The organism is Neorhizobium tomejilense, assembly GCF_964254135.1.
In the GTDB taxonomy this organism is placed as follows: Bacteria; Pseudomonadota; Alphaproteobacteria; order Rhizobiales; family Rhizobiaceae; genus Neorhizobium; species Neorhizobium tomejilense.
In genome coordinates, this window is the sequence record NZ_CAXUSO020000001.1 from 2,971,534 (window position 1) to 2,986,681 (window position 15,148).

The following is a 15,148-nucleotide window of genomic DNA, read 5'->3' on the forward strand; positions in this document are numbered from 1 at the left end:
GACGGGCCCTTCTTCATGCCGGCGGTGGAAGCGGGTATCAGGCGGCCGCGAGGGTCAGTTCTTTCTTGACCATCTGGCGCAGCGACGCGAGGTCCTTGGCGAAGGCACGGATGCCTTCCGACAGCTTTTCGGTCGCCATGGCGTCCTCGTTCATCATCCAGCGGAAGGACTTCTCGTCGAGCGACTGCAACGGCTCCGCGCTGAAGGTTTCCGGCACGAGCTTGCGCTCCAGCTTGCCGGTGTCCTTGTCGAGCTCGTCGAGCAGAGCCGGGCTGATCGTCAGGCGGTCGCAGCCGGCCAGCGCTTCGATTTCGCCGGCATTGCGGAAGGAGGCGCCCATGACGATCGTCTTGATGCCGTTCGCCTTGTAGTAATTGTAGATGGCACGCACGGACACGACGCCCGGATCGGTCTCGGCGGTGTAGTCCTGGCCGGTCGACTTCTTGTACCAGTCGAGAATGCGGCCGACGAAGGGCGAGATCAGGAACACTTTGGCTTCGGCGCAAGCGATTGCCTGGGCCTGGGAGAACAGAAGCGTCAGGTTGCAGTCTATGCCTTCCTTCTGCAGCACTTCCGCGGCGCGGATGCCTTCCCAGGTGGAGGCGAGCTTGATGAGGATGCGGTCACGCTCGATGCCGCGCTCCTTGTAGGAGGCGATGATCTGGCGGGCCTTGGCGATCGACGCTTCGGTGTCGAAGGAAAGGTCGGCATCGACTTCGGTCGAAACGCGGCCCGGGACCAGCTCGGACAGGGCGGCACCGACGGTGATCGCCAGGCGGTCGGCCACGGCGGACACGACGGCGTCCGGATTGCCGGACTGCTTGCGGCCCCAGGCGATCGCTTCCCGAACCTTGTCGGCGAAGATGGGCGTGCCGAGCGCCTTCAGGACGATGGTCGGGTTGGTGGTGCAATCCACGGGCTTCAGGCGGGCGACCGCCTCGATGTCGCCGGTATCGGCAACGACCGTGGTCATGGAACGAAGCTGCTCTAGTTTAGACGTCATCCGAATATTCCTCGATATATGGAGAACTAAACGCCTGTTGCGCGATTTGGCTCCTCCGGCGCGTTGGAAGAACTATCCCCCGCCCGCGGCTAAAAAGTCAAGACATTTGTCCTTCGGAATTGACATATGTGTCAGTTGGAACAAGTATCATCTCGCTTGTCCATGATCGTCCCGGAGGCCCGTTGGCTAGGCTCAGACGCGAGACCCATACCGCCTATTCCGAAGCCGCCTCCATGAGGCTGCGGGCGGCGTGGCTTTATTATAACCAGGGATTGACGCAGAAAGATGTCGCCGAACGGCTGGGCTTGAGCCGCTCGACGGTGATCCGCCTGCTCGACGAGGCTATGAAGCGCTCCGAGGTGCAGATCTGGATCAGCGAGGGCATCGATACCTGCGTCGAGCTGGCGATCCGGCTGGAAAAGGCCTACGGCCTCGACGAGGCCGTGGTTGTGCCGGCCCCGCGCGACAACAGCGCTGCGGCGCTCGCCAGCTCGGTCGGGCTGGCGCTCGGGCAATTCCTCTCCGAAGTGGTGCAGGACAACATGACCATCGGCGTCGGCTGGGGCCGCACGATGACCGCCTCGCTCGGCAGCTTTCGCCCGCCGCGGCGGAAGAACTGCAAGGTCGTATCGCTGCTCGGTGGCATCGTCGCGGTGCACCAGACCAACCCGATCGATTACACTTGGCGCTTCGCCGGCCAGCTTGGTGCCGAGTGCTACATGTTCCTGGCGCCGCTTCTGGTCGACTCGGTCAAGACCAAACGGGCGCTGATCGAGGAATGCGGGCTGAAGACGATCTACGACCTTGCCGAAAACCTCGATCTCGCGGTGGTGAGCTGCGGCGACATCGGCCCGCATTCCACCTCGCTGTCGGAAGGGTTCATTTCCAAGGCGGAACTCGACCGGCTGATCGCGGCCGGCTGCGTCTGCGATACGATGTTCAACTTTCTCGACGAGGAAGGCCGCTCCGTGGATCAGAAGCTGAACGAGCGGGTGATGTCGGTGGATCTCGATACGCTGAAAAAGGCCCGGCACATCGTGCTGTCATCGGGTGGCGCGCACCGGGCGGTCGCGATCCGCGCAACGATCCGCAGGATCGGGTGCCACACGCTGATCACCGATGAGACTGCGGCCAAGGAATTGTTGCGGCTGAACGAACCCTCCGAGAGCGCACAGGGGGCGGCCTGACCCTTGGCTGCACCACCGGCCGCGCGTGAACGAACGGGCAATCAGGCAGCCGTCAGGAACTCTACTCCGAGGGAATTGATCCGCCGCCAGCGGACTTCGCATTCGAAACGTCGGCCATCCGACAGGGCGAGGCCGAAGCTCTCCGGCACGGACAAGGCATTCTCGATCTTGATCAACGCGCCGCCGGCCGAGATTTCCTTGACGATGCAGTCGAAGGCCGAATGATCGCCATTGAAGATGATCTTGGCGCCTAGAAAGCTTTTCGATCTCTGGTATTTGCGCTCATGCACCCGACCGCGTCCTTCGACGATTACTTCAGTAATCGCTTATATTCCTGAATCGGCAATCCCGCAATCCTCAGAGGCCGTCCATGACTTTTGCAGGCGGCTTGGTATATGCCTGTTCGCGGGCCGGCAATGGAACCTGAACGCTGAACTCAAGCGTTCGGCCCCTTACGCATTTCCCGCTTCCCAGCCCAGGATCGCCCGCTTGCGCGTCAGCCCCCAGTGATAACCGGTGAGCGCGCCGCTCTTGCCGAGTGCCCGGTGGCAGGGCACCACGAACGAGATAGGGTTGGCACCAACAGCCGCACCCACCGCGCGGCTGGCGGTCGGCTGGCCGATGTCGTTGGCGACGTCGGAATAGGTGACTGCCTTGCCGAACGGGATCTTCAAGAGGCTCTGCCAGACGCGCACCTGGAAATCGGTGCCGATCAGCACGACCTTCAGCGGCCGGTCGCAGGACCAGTTCGCACGGTCGAAGACGCGGCCGACATAAGGCGCCGTCATCTCCTGGTCGGGAACGTATTCGGCATTCGGCCAGCGGCGCATCATGTCGTCGAGCGCGGCCTGTTCATGGCCGAGATCGGCAAAGGCAAGGCCCGAGAGACCACGATCCGTGGCCATGACCAGTGCCTCGCCGAAGGGCGACGGGTGGAAACCGTAGCGGATCGTCAGGCCGCCGCCGCGCGCTTTCCATTCGCCGGGCGACATTGCCTCATGGGTGACGAACAGGTCGTGAAGGCGACCGGGGCCGGACAGGCCGAGCTCGTAGGAGGCTTCGAGCAGCGGCAGTTCCTCCTTGCCGAGCAGCCGCTTGGCATGATCGAGGGTCACGGCCTGAAGGAAAGCCTTGGGCGACAGCCCGGCCCAGCGGGTGAATACCTTCTGGAGCTGGGTCGGCGACTGGCCGAGTTCGGAGGCAATCGCCTCCAGCGACGGCTGGTCGCGATAATCGAGCGTGATCATCTCGATGACACGGCGGACGGTTTCGTAGTCGGAACCATCGGGCGTCACGTCGATAGGCGGCGAATCGATCTGGGCGAGAGCGTTCATGATCTATCTCCTCTGCAGCGCCGCGCACCGGCCAACCTGGACCTTGGGCGCGCAAAAATCGCTGTGCAACTGGTATGCTGCTTAGATGCGCCTTCGGCTTGACCGAAACCACCCGTTTCTTGCCCTATTGCAGGTTTTCCAACCCGCTCAAACCCGCTGCTTGACGGTTGCCAGGGCTCCTCTGAAGGCCTTGGCGAAACTTTCCCGATCGTCCGGATTGAGGAAGGAGCCGATATCGGTGCCGCGCCCCTCGCCCGTCACAGACATGGACGTGATGCCGAACTCCTCGTGGCGGCGGACGTTGAAGCGCGCCCAGAACGGATTGAAGCGATGCTCCACCACACGCCCCGCCGGCGAGAATTTTCGGATCGACAGGTTGCTGCGCGAGACCGTCACTTCCTCGCGCGCGCGGCCCGAGCGATAGCTCATCTTCAGGGCGATGTAGAGACCGAGGAAATCGAGCCCGAAGAAGAAGCCGATCGGATAGGCGCCGGTGATCAGGAAAAAGCCGCCATAGAGGAGGCAGATGCCGCCCGTCAGAACCAGAACGATACGAAAGCCCGTTCTGCCGAGCGAACGGTAGGGCGTCAGTTCGGCTGCAAAAACGGGCTGTTCCTCGGAAACGTCCACGTTGATTTCCCTCCTGCGGGATGCCTATACAGGCATATGGCGACTCCAAAGATCAAATCCAAAACCAGCACCTCGCAAAAGTCAAATCACGCGCCAGAGCGCAAGGCCGCACCCAGGGCGGCGACCAAGCCGAAGCGCTTCGAGTCCGCCTATTCGAAAGCGGAGATGGAGGAGATTTTTCGCCGCTTTTCGGTGCAGCGGCCGGAGCCGAAGGGCGAGCTGGAGCACGTAAACCCGTTCACGCTGGTGGTGGCGGTGGCACTGTCCGCCCAGGCGACCGATGTGGGCGTCAACAAGGCGACGCGGGCGCTGTTCAAGGTCGCCGATACGCCCGAAAAGATGCTGGCGCTGGGTGAAGAGGGCGTCACCCAGTATATCAAGACCATCGGGCTCTACCGCAACAAGGCGAAGAACGTCATCGCGCTCTGTCGCATGCTGATCGACGAGTTCGGCTCTCAAGTGCCGAAAACGCGCGAAGAGCTGATCCGCCTGCCGGGCGTCGGCCGCAAGACGGCGAATGTGGTGATGTCGATGGCCTTCGGCGTGCCGACGCTGGCGGTCGATACGCATGTCTTCCGCATCGCCAACCGGCTCCTGATGGCGCCGGGCAAGACACCCGACGAGGTCGAGGAGAACCTCTTGAAGGTGATCCCCGACCAGTATCTCTTCCACGCCCACCACTGGCTCATCCTGCATGGCCGTTATTGCTGCAAGGCGCGAAAACCGGAATGCGAGCGCTGCGTGATCGCCGATCTCTGTCGCTCGCCGGAAAAGACCGTCGACGTGCCGGCGCCGCTTGTGGAAATGCCGCAGCAGCACATCGGCGAGCCCGTCGAGTAAAGCGGCGATTGCCCCTCCCTCAGCCCTGCCCGCCTAAAGCTTGAAACCGGGATCGCGCTTCGAGATAGCCTTGTGGAGATGCACCATCAGGCCCGCGGCAAACAGCGGCGTCAGCAGGTTGACGATCGGGACCGCCAGGAAACACGCGATCAGGAGGCCAGCCAAGAACACGGTGGAGGAATGTTTGGAGCGGAAGGCGCGTGCTTCCGCAGGCGTGCGAAACCGCATCGCCGCGAACTCGAAAAATTCCCGGCCGAGCAGATAGCCGTTCACCATGAAGAAGGCGATCAGGTTGATGCCGGGGATGAACAGCAGGAAAAGGGCCACGATATTGCCGACGATGACGACGCCCAGAAACTGGATCGAGCCGATGATCGCCTGGGCGAGCGGCATCGCCTTGCCGGGCGTATCGTCGGGATAATCGCGCTTTTCGACGACTTCGGCGACATCGTCGAGGAATAAGCCGGCGATCAGCGCCGTGATCGGCGCGATCAGCAGAGCGAGCGCCAGCGCCAGCCCGATGCCGGCAGCAATCGCCGCAAACAGGGTGAGCCAACCCGCCCAATCCGGCAGGTCCGGGAAAAAGGCCGCGAACCATGGCCAGGCATAAAGGATGAAGATCTCGCGAAGCGCGACCCAGATGCCGATCAGCACGAGGGCGGTGAGACCCAGCGTCTTCCAGAACACGGAACGGGTTTCGGGTGCAAAAAGGTTGGCGAGCGAAAGGCGTGCGGCGTCGAGGATCATCGGCGTCTCCAGGTTGGCGGGAGAGATGTAGGTGGGAGGGAGCGGCGGAGCAAGGAGGAGTGAGATGGCGGATATAGGAGAAGCAGCCGCAGCCGGCTCCCCGCTCAGATATTCAAGAAAAATCTTGCGGGTATGTCACATGGGCGGATCCTGTCTCGTCATGGTGTCGTAACCAACAGAAGGAAACGAACCATGAGTGCCAAACTTAACCCCTTCACCGCCGCTCCCTCGCTGATGAAGGCCTGGATGGGTGTGTCCGCCGATGTTGCCGAAAGCCTCGAGCATAGCCTCATCGAACTCGTAAAAATCCGCTCCTCGCAGATCAACGGCTGCGCCAACTGCATTAATATGCACACGATCGAAGCCCGGGCGCGGGGCGAGAGCGAGCAGCGCATCTACCTGCTGTCCGCCTGGCGTGAAGCTCCATGCTATTCCGATCGCGAGCGCGCTGCGCTAGGTTGGACCGAGGCCTTGACCCGGCTGTCTGAAGGTCATTCGCCCGAAAGCGGCTATGAGGCCCTGAAGGCCGAGTTCACGGAGGAGGAACAGGTGAAACTGACTTTGATGATCAATGTCATCAACGGCTGGAACCGCCTGGCGGTTGGCTTTGGCCTGTGGAACAACGCCGCGGGTGCCAAGACCGCCCAGGCAGCCGCCTGATGCAGGGTCTCGACCATTCGGACGCGGCAGCCAGCTTCGACCCGCTGCGTCCGAAGCTCATGCGCGTCGCCTACCGCATGCTCGGATCCGTGTCCGACGCCGAGGACATGGTGCAGGAGGCCTTCATCCGCTGGATGAAGGCCGATCGCCAAGAGATACGCGAACCGGAGGCATTCCTGCGCCGCACCGTAACGCGGCTCTGCCTCGATCAGCTGAAATCGGCGCGGCGACAGCGCGAGACCTATATCGGCCCCTGGCTTCCCGATCCGGTCATGGAAGAGGAGAAGGAAGAAGACGTCACCTTGCCGCTGATGCTGGCGCTCGAACGCCTTTCACCGCTGGAACGCGCGGCCTTCCTGCTGCACGACGTTTTCGGGCTGGGATTCGAGGAAGTCGCAACCACCATCGAGCGTGACATGGCCGCCTGCCGCCAGCTTGCTGCCCGCGCACGCACCCATGTTCGCGAGGCGAGAACTCGTTTCCAGGTCGACAAAAAACGGGGCGTCGAGCTTGCCGAGGCCTTCTTCGCCGCCTCGCGCAGCGGCGACATGACAGCGCTGGGTGCCATGTTGGCGGCAGACGTCAGCGTTCATGCCGACGGTGGCGGCAAGCGCCCCGCGGCCACGGAGCCCGTTCTCGGCTTCGAGGCGGTAATGAAAGTGCACGCCTATCTCGCGGATCAATTTCAGAAGAACGGCTCCACACTCGTTCGCGCCGGGTTCGTCAACGGATTGCCGGGCTTCGTCACGATGGAGGCCGACGGTGAGTTGCAGACGACCGCACTCGATATCGAGAACGGGAAGATCACGGCCATCTATATCGTACGAAACCCCGACAAGTTGAGGCATCTGCATTAGCCTTTGCGAGGAGGCTCCCGGGCGCCGAGCCCGGCTCCATCCCCCGCAACTGATCCCGCCAGCATCCATCGCCTTCCCTGCTTCGAATAGGTTGCTTGTGTACTCCACCCACAACCGGCGCAGACGAGAGATATGGCGATGGCACGTCCAATCCCGACAAGCGTCGTTAACTTCCATCAAGCACTCGAATACAACTTTAATTGTATATTAATACAACTTTAAACATCTCCGCCACGCCAGGAACTCTCCTGTTGGCTTCCCGTTCAACCGCGTGCAGGCTGCAATCCAGCGGCTGACGGACCGCTCGACTTTTGCCTTCGGCTGACATGTTTTTTGGATTTGTTCGGAATGATCTCTTTTGTCGTCCGGCTGAGAAGCCGTGCACATTTCATCGTTAGGAGCAATGTCGGTGCGAAAAATGCGACCTTGATGGGCGCAAGCGCGCGCCGGAAGAAAGACGCAAGGCAGAGGCTCGGAATTCTGATCGCCGGCTTCCTTGCAGTCTATTTCATCGTCGGCGCGCGCCTCGTCCAATATGGTCTTGCCGAACCGGCCGCGACGGGAGCAATTTCCAGCAATCCCGTCGCATCCAGGCCGGACATCGTCGACCGCAACGGAGCGCTCCTGGCCACCGACCTCAACATGACCTCGCTCTACGCCGACCCGCGCCGGATCGTCGATGCGGACGAGGTCGTCGAAAAGCTTGCCTTCGTCATCCCCAACCTCGACTGGAGCGAAACTCACAAGAAGCTGAGATCGCAGACCGCATTCCAGTGGCTGAAGCGGCAACTCACCCCGAAACAGCAGGCGGATATCCTGGCGCTCGGCATTCCCGGCATCGGTTTCAGGCCGGAGAAACGTCGGTTCTATCCAGGCGGCGTCACCGCCTCTCACATCGTCGGCCATGTGAATGTCGACAACCAGGGCCTCGCCGGGATGGAACGATACCTGGATCAGCAGGGCCTTGGCGATCTTCGCCTGGCCGGGCTGACCGGCGGGGTCCCGCTCGAACCCGTCAGGCTGTCCATCGATCTCCGCGTCCAGAATATCGTCCGCCAAGTCGTCGCCAACGCGATGACCGCCTATAGGGCCGAGGCTGCGGGCGCCGTGGTTCTTGATGTCGATACCGGCGAGGTTCTGGCGATGGCATCGGTGCCCGACTACGACCCGAACGAACCGTCCCGGATGCTGCCTGACGGCAGTGTCGACAAGGACTACGAAAAGGGCTGGTTCAACCGGATAAGCAATGCCACGTTCGAGATGGGCTCGACGTTCAAGAGCTTCACGCTGGCGATGGGGCTGGACGAAGGCAAGATCACCCTGAATTCCGTCGTGGATGCATCCCGACCGATCCGCATGGGCGGTTTCACCATCAAGGACTTCCGCGGAAAGAACCGGCCGCTGACGATCTCCGAAGTCTTCCAGTATTCATCGAACATCGGCACCGCGGCGGTCGCGGACAAGGTCGGCATCGAGGGCCACCAGCAGTTCCTCACCAAGCTCGGGCTCCTCTCCAGGATGGAAACCGAAATGCCGGGCGTGGCAACGCCAACCCAGCCGAGGACATGGAAGAAGATCAACTCGGTGACCATCTCGTTCGGCCACGGCGTGGCAACCACGCCGCTGCAGACGGCGGTTGCCGCCGCCGCTCTGATCAATGGAGGTACTCTTGTTCCTCCCACGTTTCTTCCCCGCTCCCGGGAAGAGGCCGAACAGGTTGCACGCCCGGTGATAAAGCAGGGCACCAGCGCCGATATGCGCTACCTGTTCACCTGGAACGGCGTGAAAGGCTCCGGACGCGGTGCCCAGGTCGAAGGTTTCCAGGTCGGCGGCAAGACGGGCACGGCCGACAAGGTGATCAACGGACGTTATGCCAAGGATATCAATTTCAATGCCTTCGTCGCAGCCTTCCCGATGGACAGGCCCAAATACATCGTGCTTTCGATCATCGATGCTCCGCAGACAGGCGAACACGGCGGACGCACGGCGGCATCCACAGCAGCCCCGATGATCAAGGAGATCATCGGTCGATCAGCGCCGTTGCTCGGCGTGCAGCCCCGTTTCGGATCTTCGGGCGCTCCGAACCTGTTGATGAACTATTAGACTGCGGTGTTTCGACGGTTGTGGTGGCCGCAAATGCGCTGAAGCGCCCGGTCTTGCCGTGCCGGGCATCCTCCCTACCCCATCCCCCGCAATTCCTCCCGATGCCGCACCATCGCCAGGAACCGGCGGTAATCCAGCCCGTACTGCTCGGCCCGCGCCGGGTCCGGCAGCCGCTCCGTCCCTCCGGCATCCATTGCCCGCCCGGCTTCGAACAGCGAGCCGAACACCCCGCCTGCGACCGCTGCCGCCATCGCCGTGCCGAGCAGCACCGCGTCCCGGTTTTCCGGGATCACCACCTTGCGGCCGGTGACGTCGGCGTAGAGTTCGACCAGCAGCGGGTTGTTGACGTGGCCGCCGGTGACATGGAGTGTTTCGAAGCGATAGCCGTAGCCCGAAAGCGCATCGAGAATGTGCCTGATGCCAAGCGCGATCGAGACACAGGTGCGCCAGTAGAGGCGGCAGAGGCCGTCGAAGGAGGTGTCGAGCGTCAGGCCGCTGATGACGCCGGTCGCGTGCGGGTCGGCAAGCGGCGAGCGGTTGCCGTGGAAATCCGGCAGGACGTGGAGGTTCGGGGCGATATCGCCCTCGGTCTCGCTGCGCAACTCTCCGACGCGGGCGATGATGCGGCCATGCAGTTCCGCCGTCGGTTCGCCGCCGGCCGCGTGCATCATCACGATATGATCGAGCAGCGCGCCCGCGGCCGACTGTCCGCCCTCAACCAGCCAGTGGCCGGGCAAGATCGCCTCGTAATACGGACCCCAGAGGCTGCGGCCGGGTTTGGAATCTTTCGTGAAGGCGACGATGCAGCTCGACGTGCCGCCGATCAGCGCCACGCTGGTCTCGAGCGTCGAGCCACCCGAGGCACCACCCGAGACCCCACCGAGCACGCCGAAGGCGCCGGCATAGGCGTCGATCATGCCGGGGGCCACCTGCACCTTCGTGTCGAGGCCGAGCCCTTCGGCCGCCTGCCGGCTGAGGCTTCCCAGACTTGTCCCGACGCCGATCGTTTCGTCCGGCAGACCGCCCTTTTCGAGCAGGTCTTCGAGGCCGGCGAGCGCCAGGTAATCGGCACTCCAGCCGGGGTTTTCGTGGGCGAGATAGTTCCACTTTGCAGTCAGCGTGCAGCGGGAACGGGCGGGCGAGCCGGTCGCCTTCCAGGTGAGGAAATCGGCGAGGTCGAAGAGATAACCCGCCCTCGCCCAGCTTTGCGGCAGATGCTGTTTCAGCCACATCAGCTTCGGCATTTCCATCTCCGGCGACAGCGAGCCACCGGAAAATTCGAGCACCTTGTGGCCGGTGGCGGAAAGCTGGTCGGCTTGTTTGATCGCCCGATGGTCGAGCCAGACGATGGTGTCCTGATTGGCCTTGCCGGTCGTGGAAACCGTGAGCGGCCTGCCCTCGCGGTCGCGCGCGACGAGCGAGCAGGTGGCATCGAAGCCGATCGCGGCGATGCGGTCGGCAGCGATGCCCGCCTCCGCCATCGCCTCTCTGACGGCTCGGCAGGTGGCCGCCCAGATATCCTCGGAATCGTGTTCGGCGTGGTTTTGCCTGGGGCGGAACATCGCGATCGGGTGCTTGGCCTTGGCAAGCAGGCGCCCGCTGCGATCAAAGACGCCGGCGCGGGCGCTGCCCGTGCCGATATCGACCGCAACGAGGTGATCACGCATCCGGATTCGTTTCCTGTCCCTTGTCGCCCTGCAGTTCCAAGGATCGCACTAAAGCACGGTCGAAGAAACGGAGCCGCTGCGACCCTCTATATGTTTTTGGACAAGGTGGATCAAATCCGGCATGGCGTCAAACACGACTTCCGGCGAAAGCGCATCGATCTGCTCCCGGTAACCGGGGACGCTGGCATGCGAACCGCCGACGAAGGCAAAGACCGACATGCCGGCGCTGTGGCCCGCCTGAATACCGGCGGGACTGTCCTCGATGACGATGCAGTTTTTGGGATCGGCGCTCATTTCGCTGGCCGCATGGAGGAAGAGATCCGGCGCCGGCTTGCCCTTTTCCACCATCGTGGCGGAAAAGATGTTCGGTTCCAGCTTGTCGATCAGGCCGGTCAGCGTCAGCGACAGGCGGATGCGCTCCGGCTGACTGGACGAGGCGACACAACGGCGGAAACTCAAGGCATCCAGCGCTTCGGTTATACCTGGCATCGGCTGCAGTTCGGCACGGAAGCGGGCATAAAGATCGTGGCGCATGTCTTCGAGAAACGTATCGTCGGCCTCGACGCCGAATTCCTCGCGCATCGTCTTGGTGACGGTGCCGAGACTGCGGCCGAGAAAGCGGCGATAGGCCTCCGCCGCGTCCATCTCGACCCCCTTGCGGCGCAGCGCATCGACCAGCACGCGCACGGAAACCGGCTCGCTGTCGACGAGAACCCCGTCGCAATCGAAGATCACCAGTGGTCCCGCCGACTGTTGCACGTCCATCACCCGCTATTTGACGAGCTTGCCGTCGAGATAGAGCTCGAGCGTGTTTGCCGTCCCCTGCTCCCAGAGCGTCTTCAGCGCATGCGCAAAGCGGGTGCGGAACAGCTCGGATTTCGCAACGTCGCCGAAGATATCGCCAAGCGCAAGGAAGGCGCCCGGGTTATCCTTGGCTTTCAGCGCCGCAGCGTTGAGGCGGTCGGCGCTGGCGTCGTTGAAGGTGATCTCCTTGCCACTGTCGGAGGTGCCGGCGAAATAGCGGCACCACAGCGCCGAGACCAGCGACAGGCCGATAATGTCCTGGCCCTTGGCGAGCCGGTCGGCCGTCGAGGGCAGGATGAATTTCGGCTGGCGATTGGAGCCGTCCTGCGCCAGCCTGGGGATCGTATCGCCGATCTTCGGGTTGGAGAACCGCCGCTCGATCAGCTTGTAGTAGTCGACGAGGTTGGTATCCGGCACCGGCGGGATGACCGGAATGATCTCGTCCTTCTCCAGCTTTTCCAGAAAGCCGCGGATCAGCCTGTGTTCCATCGCCTCGTGCACGAAATGGATGTCGAGAAGGGCGGCCGGATAGGCGATCGCCGCATGGCCGCCGTTGAGGATGCGTATCTTCATCAGCTCGTAGGGTGCCACGTCCGGTACGAACTGGACGCCGACCTCCTCCAGCCGCGGCCGGCCGGCAGGGAACTTGTCCTCCATGACCCACTGCTTGAATTCCTCGCAGAACACCGGCCAGTTGTCGTCGATGTCGAAATCGTTCTTGAGGATGTCGATCTCGCGTTGGCCGGTCGCCGGCGTGATGCGGTCGACCATCGAGCTGGGGAAGGCGACGTTCTCGTGAATCCAATGGGCGAAGTCCGGATCGGAAAGCTTGGCAAGCCCGATGATGGCGTTCTCCGTCACCTCGCCGTTTCCGGGAATGTTGTCGCAGGACATGATGGTGAAGGGGATGACGCCGCGTGCCTTGCGCTCCTTAAGGCCGGCAAGGATCAGGCCGAAGACGGTCTTCGGGCTCGAAGGGTTCCGACCGTCCTCGGCAATCGCCGGGTGGGCGGGGTTGAACCGGCCAGAAGCGTCGATGAAATAGCCGCCTTCGGTGATCGTCATCGAAACGACGCGGATTTTTGGGTCGGCCAGCGTCTCGATCAGGGTCGCGACGTCACCGGGGGCAATGATGTCGATCATCGGCGCGGTGATGCGGGCAGCGGTTCTGTTGTTGTCCTGCTCGACGACGGTGGTCAGGAAATCCTGCGCCTTCAGCTTGTCGCGCATGGCGCCGTCGGACGGCATCACGCCGGCGCCGATGATTGCCCAGTCATGCGCCTTGCCGGTGTTGAACAGGTCGTCGAGATAGATCGCCTGGTGGGCGCGGTGGAAATTGCCTACGCCGAAATGCACGATGCCGGCAGTCAGGCCCTTGGGGTCATAGGCCGGCACCGCGGCGGTGGCCGCAGCGTCCTTCAAGCTCGCCAGCGAAAGCTTCACAGTCATTGTCTTTACTCCGATATGGCCCGTCAGGCCTTCAGGGCGAGGCCCTTGTCGTCGAACCGATGCAGCTTGGCCTCATCGGGCGTCATGTAGACCGTGTCACCGTGATAGGCGCCGAATTCCCCATCGCAGCGCGCGGTGATCTGACCGATGCCCTCGACATCGAGATGCAGGAACGTATCGGCGCCGAGATGTTCGGCGACCTTCACGGTGCCGCGCCAGATGCCGCTGTCCTTGGAAAGGTTCAAGTGTTCCGGCCGGATGCCGGCGGTCTTGGCATTCTTCGACTGCGCATAGGCACCGTCGACGAAGTTCATGTGCGGCGAGCCGATGAAGCCAGCGACGAACAGGTTGCGCGGGCTCCTGTAAAGATCGAGCGGTGAACCGACCTGCTCGATATTGCCGCGGTTCAGCACCACGATCTTGTCGGCCATGGTCATCGCTTCCACCTGGTCGTGGGTGACGTAGACCATCGTCGTCTTGAGCTGGTGGTGCAGGTCGCTGATCTCCAGCCGCATCGTTCCGCGCAATGCGGCATCGAGGTTGGAAAGCGGCTCGTCGAACAGGAAGGCCGAAGGCTCGCGGACGATCGCCCGGCCGATCGCGACGCGCTGGCGCTGGCCGCCGGAAAGCTGCGAGGGGCGCCGTTCGAGATAGTCGGTGAGGTTCAGCACGCGGGCCGCATCCGTCACCTTCTTGTCGATCGCGGATTTCTCCATCTTCGCCATCTTCAACGGGAAGGCGATGTTGTTGCGCACGCTCATATGCGGATAGAGCGCATAGGATTGGAACACCATCGCCAGGCCGCGTTCGGCGGGGGCAGACTGAGTAACGTCCTTGCCGTCGATCAGGATATGTCCGCCGCTGACATCTTCCAGCCCGGCGATCAGGCGCAGCAGCGTGGACTTGCCGCAGCCGGATGGGCCGACGAAGACGACGAATTCGCCGTCAGTGATTTCGAGATCGATCGACGGAATGACCTTGGCCTCGCCGAATACTTTCGACACTTTTTGGAGCGTGATGCTGCCCATGTCCGTTTTCCTTACTTAACCGCGCCAAACGTGAGGCCGCGAACGAGTTGTTTCTGTGAGAACCATCCGAGGATGAGGATCGGCGCGATCGCCATGGTCGACGCGGCCGAAAGCTTCGCCCAGAACAGGCCTTGCGGGCTGGAGAACGAGGCGATGAAGGCCGTCAGCGGCGCCGCATTGGTGGTCGACAGCCGGATCGTCCAGAACGACTCGTTCCAGGCGAGGATGATGTTGAGGAGCAGCGTCGAGGCAATGCCCGGCACCGCCATCGGCGTCAGCACGTAGACGATCTCCTGCCAGAGCCCCGCCCCATCCATCCGCGCCGCTTCCAGGATTTCGCCCGGGATTTCGCGGAAGTAGGTGTAGAGCATCCACACCACGATCGGCAGGTTGATCAGCGTCAGCATGACGGTCAGGCCGATGCGGCTGTCGAGCAGGCCGAAATCGCGAAACAGAAGGTAGATCGGCACCAGAACCGCGACCGCCGGCATCATCTTGGTGGAGAGCATCCACATCAGGATGTCCTTGGTCCGCTTGGTCGGCGAGAAGGCCATGGCCCAGGCTGATGGGATCGCGATGATCAGCGCCAGGATGGTGGAGCCGACCGACAGGATCACCGAATTCATGAACGGCTTCAGGTAATCGCGCTGGGTCTGGACGGTGATGTAGTTCTCGAACGTGCCGGACGGCCACAGGCTGAAACCCGCGATCGCTTCCGGCTCGGTCTTGATGCTGGTGATGATCGTATAGAGGATCGGGAAGAAGATGATCAGCGCGACGATCCAGGCGGCGACCGTGGCGGTGATCTTGTGTCTTGTCGTGACATTGCGTGCCATGAT

At 62.5% G+C, this 15,148-nt stretch carries 15 protein-coding genes; 5 read left to right on the top strand and 10 right to left on the bottom strand.

The features are described from left to right. Nucleotides 1–37 precede the first annotated feature (37 nt). Nucleotides 38–1,003, bottom strand: a complete 966-nt coding sequence (gene tal, locus ACSQ3G_RS15110) for a transaldolase (protein WP_436110608.1) — start codon at nt 1,001–1,003, stop codon at nt 38–40. Nucleotides 1,004–1,185: 182 nt separating this feature from the next. Between tal and ACSQ3G_RS15115 the strand changes: the two genes are divergently transcribed. Continuing rightward, nucleotides 1,186–2,190 carry a sugar-binding transcriptional regulator gene (locus tag ACSQ3G_RS15115; RefSeq protein WP_436110609.1) on the top strand — a complete coding sequence of 335 codons (1,005 nt, stop codon included), beginning with the start codon at nt 1,186–1,188 and terminating at the stop codon, nt 2,188–2,190. A 41-nt stretch (nt 2,191–2,231) separates the two neighbouring features. Here the strand turns inward: ACSQ3G_RS15115 and ACSQ3G_RS15120 are convergent, their stop codons facing one another. The 3 genes from ACSQ3G_RS15120 to ACSQ3G_RS15130 all read right to left on the bottom strand — a co-directional run bounded on the left by ACSQ3G_RS15120 (nt 2,232) and on the right by ACSQ3G_RS15130 (nt 4,154). Then, entirely contained in the window at nt 2,232–2,480 is a 249-nt protein-coding gene (locus ACSQ3G_RS15120) for a PilZ domain-containing protein (protein ID WP_105400081.1), read from the bottom strand. Nucleotides 2,481–2,642: 162 nt separating this feature from the next. After that, nucleotides 2,643–3,524: a methylated-DNA--[protein]-cysteine S-methyltransferase gene (locus tag ACSQ3G_RS15125; RefSeq protein WP_046634498.1), complete on the bottom strand. Its 882-nt coding sequence runs from the start codon at nt 3,522–3,524 to the stop codon at nt 2,643–2,645. Nucleotides 3,525–3,671: 147 nt separating this feature from the next. Continuing rightward, nucleotides 3,672–4,154 (bottom strand): DUF2244 domain-containing protein, encoded by a 483-nt coding sequence (locus ACSQ3G_RS15130; RefSeq protein WP_105400079.1) that lies wholly within the window; start codon nt 4,152–4,154, stop codon nt 3,672–3,674. A 36-nt stretch (nt 4,155–4,190) separates the two neighbouring features. On the opposite strand from ACSQ3G_RS15130, the gene nth reads away from it, so the two are divergent. After that, nucleotides 4,191–4,994 (top strand): endonuclease III, encoded by an 804-nt coding sequence (gene nth / locus ACSQ3G_RS15135; protein WP_436110610.1) that lies wholly within the window; start codon nt 4,191–4,193, stop codon nt 4,992–4,994. Nucleotides 4,995–5,027: 33 nt separating this feature from the next. On the opposite strand, the gene ACSQ3G_RS15140 is transcribed toward nth, so the two are convergent. Beyond that, the gene (locus tag ACSQ3G_RS15140; RefSeq protein ID WP_436110611.1) at nt 5,028–5,741 is read right to left on the bottom strand and encodes a sulfate transporter family protein; all 714 of its coding nucleotides are present in this window, start codon (nt 5,739–5,741) and stop codon (nt 5,028–5,030) included. A gap of 192 nt (nt 5,742–5,933) precedes the next feature. Here ACSQ3G_RS15140 and ACSQ3G_RS15145 point away from each other — a divergent pair, with 192 nt between their 5' ends. The 3 genes from ACSQ3G_RS15145 to ACSQ3G_RS15155 all read left to right on the top strand — a co-directional run bounded on the left by ACSQ3G_RS15145 (nt 5,934) and on the right by ACSQ3G_RS15155 (nt 9,361). After that, nucleotides 5,934–6,401 carry a carboxymuconolactone decarboxylase family protein gene (locus ACSQ3G_RS15145; RefSeq protein ID WP_436110612.1) on the top strand — a complete coding sequence of 156 codons (468 nt, stop codon included), beginning with the start codon at nt 5,934–5,936 and terminating at the stop codon, nt 6,399–6,401. After that, nucleotides 6,401–7,258, top strand: a complete 858-nt coding sequence (locus tag ACSQ3G_RS15150) for a sigma-70 family RNA polymerase sigma factor (RefSeq protein ID WP_436110613.1) — start codon at nt 6,401–6,403, stop codon at nt 7,256–7,258. Before ACSQ3G_RS15145 ends, ACSQ3G_RS15150 begins: the two co-directional genes overlap by 1 nt. Before the next feature lie 348 nt (nt 7,259–7,606). Next, a complete protein-coding gene (locus tag ACSQ3G_RS15155) occupies nt 7,607–9,361 on the top strand; it encodes a peptidoglycan D,D-transpeptidase FtsI family protein (protein WP_436110614.1) in 1,755 nt (584 codons plus the stop codon). 74 nt (nt 9,362–9,435) lie between these two features. On the opposite strand, the gene ACSQ3G_RS15160 is transcribed toward ACSQ3G_RS15155, so the two are convergent. From ACSQ3G_RS15160 to ACSQ3G_RS15180, 5 genes are read right to left on the bottom strand one after another with little or no spacing between them, the layout of a single operon-like run. Beyond that, on the bottom strand, nt 9,436–11,028 hold the full coding sequence (locus ACSQ3G_RS15160) for an FGGY-family carbohydrate kinase (protein WP_436110615.1): 1,593 nt from the start codon (nt 11,026–11,028) through the stop codon (nt 9,436–9,438). 48 nt (nt 11,029–11,076) lie between these two features. Next, a complete protein-coding gene (locus ACSQ3G_RS15165; protein ID WP_105428517.1) occupies nt 11,077–11,793 on the bottom strand; it encodes an HAD family hydrolase in 717 nt (238 codons plus the stop codon). Between the two features lie 6 nt (nt 11,794–11,799). Further along, a complete protein-coding gene (locus tag ACSQ3G_RS15170; protein ID WP_436110616.1) occupies nt 11,800–13,281 on the bottom strand; it encodes a mannitol dehydrogenase family protein in 1,482 nt (493 codons plus the stop codon). Between the two features lie 23 nt (nt 13,282–13,304). Continuing rightward, nucleotides 13,305–14,309 (bottom strand): ABC transporter ATP-binding protein, encoded by a 1,005-nt coding sequence (locus tag ACSQ3G_RS15175; RefSeq protein ID WP_046634483.1) that lies wholly within the window; start codon nt 14,307–14,309, stop codon nt 13,305–13,307. An 11-nt stretch (nt 14,310–14,320) separates the two neighbouring features. Continuing rightward, nucleotides 14,321–15,145 (bottom strand): carbohydrate ABC transporter permease, encoded by an 825-nt coding sequence (locus tag ACSQ3G_RS15180; protein ID WP_046629001.1) that lies wholly within the window; start codon nt 15,143–15,145, stop codon nt 14,321–14,323. Nucleotides 15,146–15,148 lie beyond the last annotated feature (3 nt).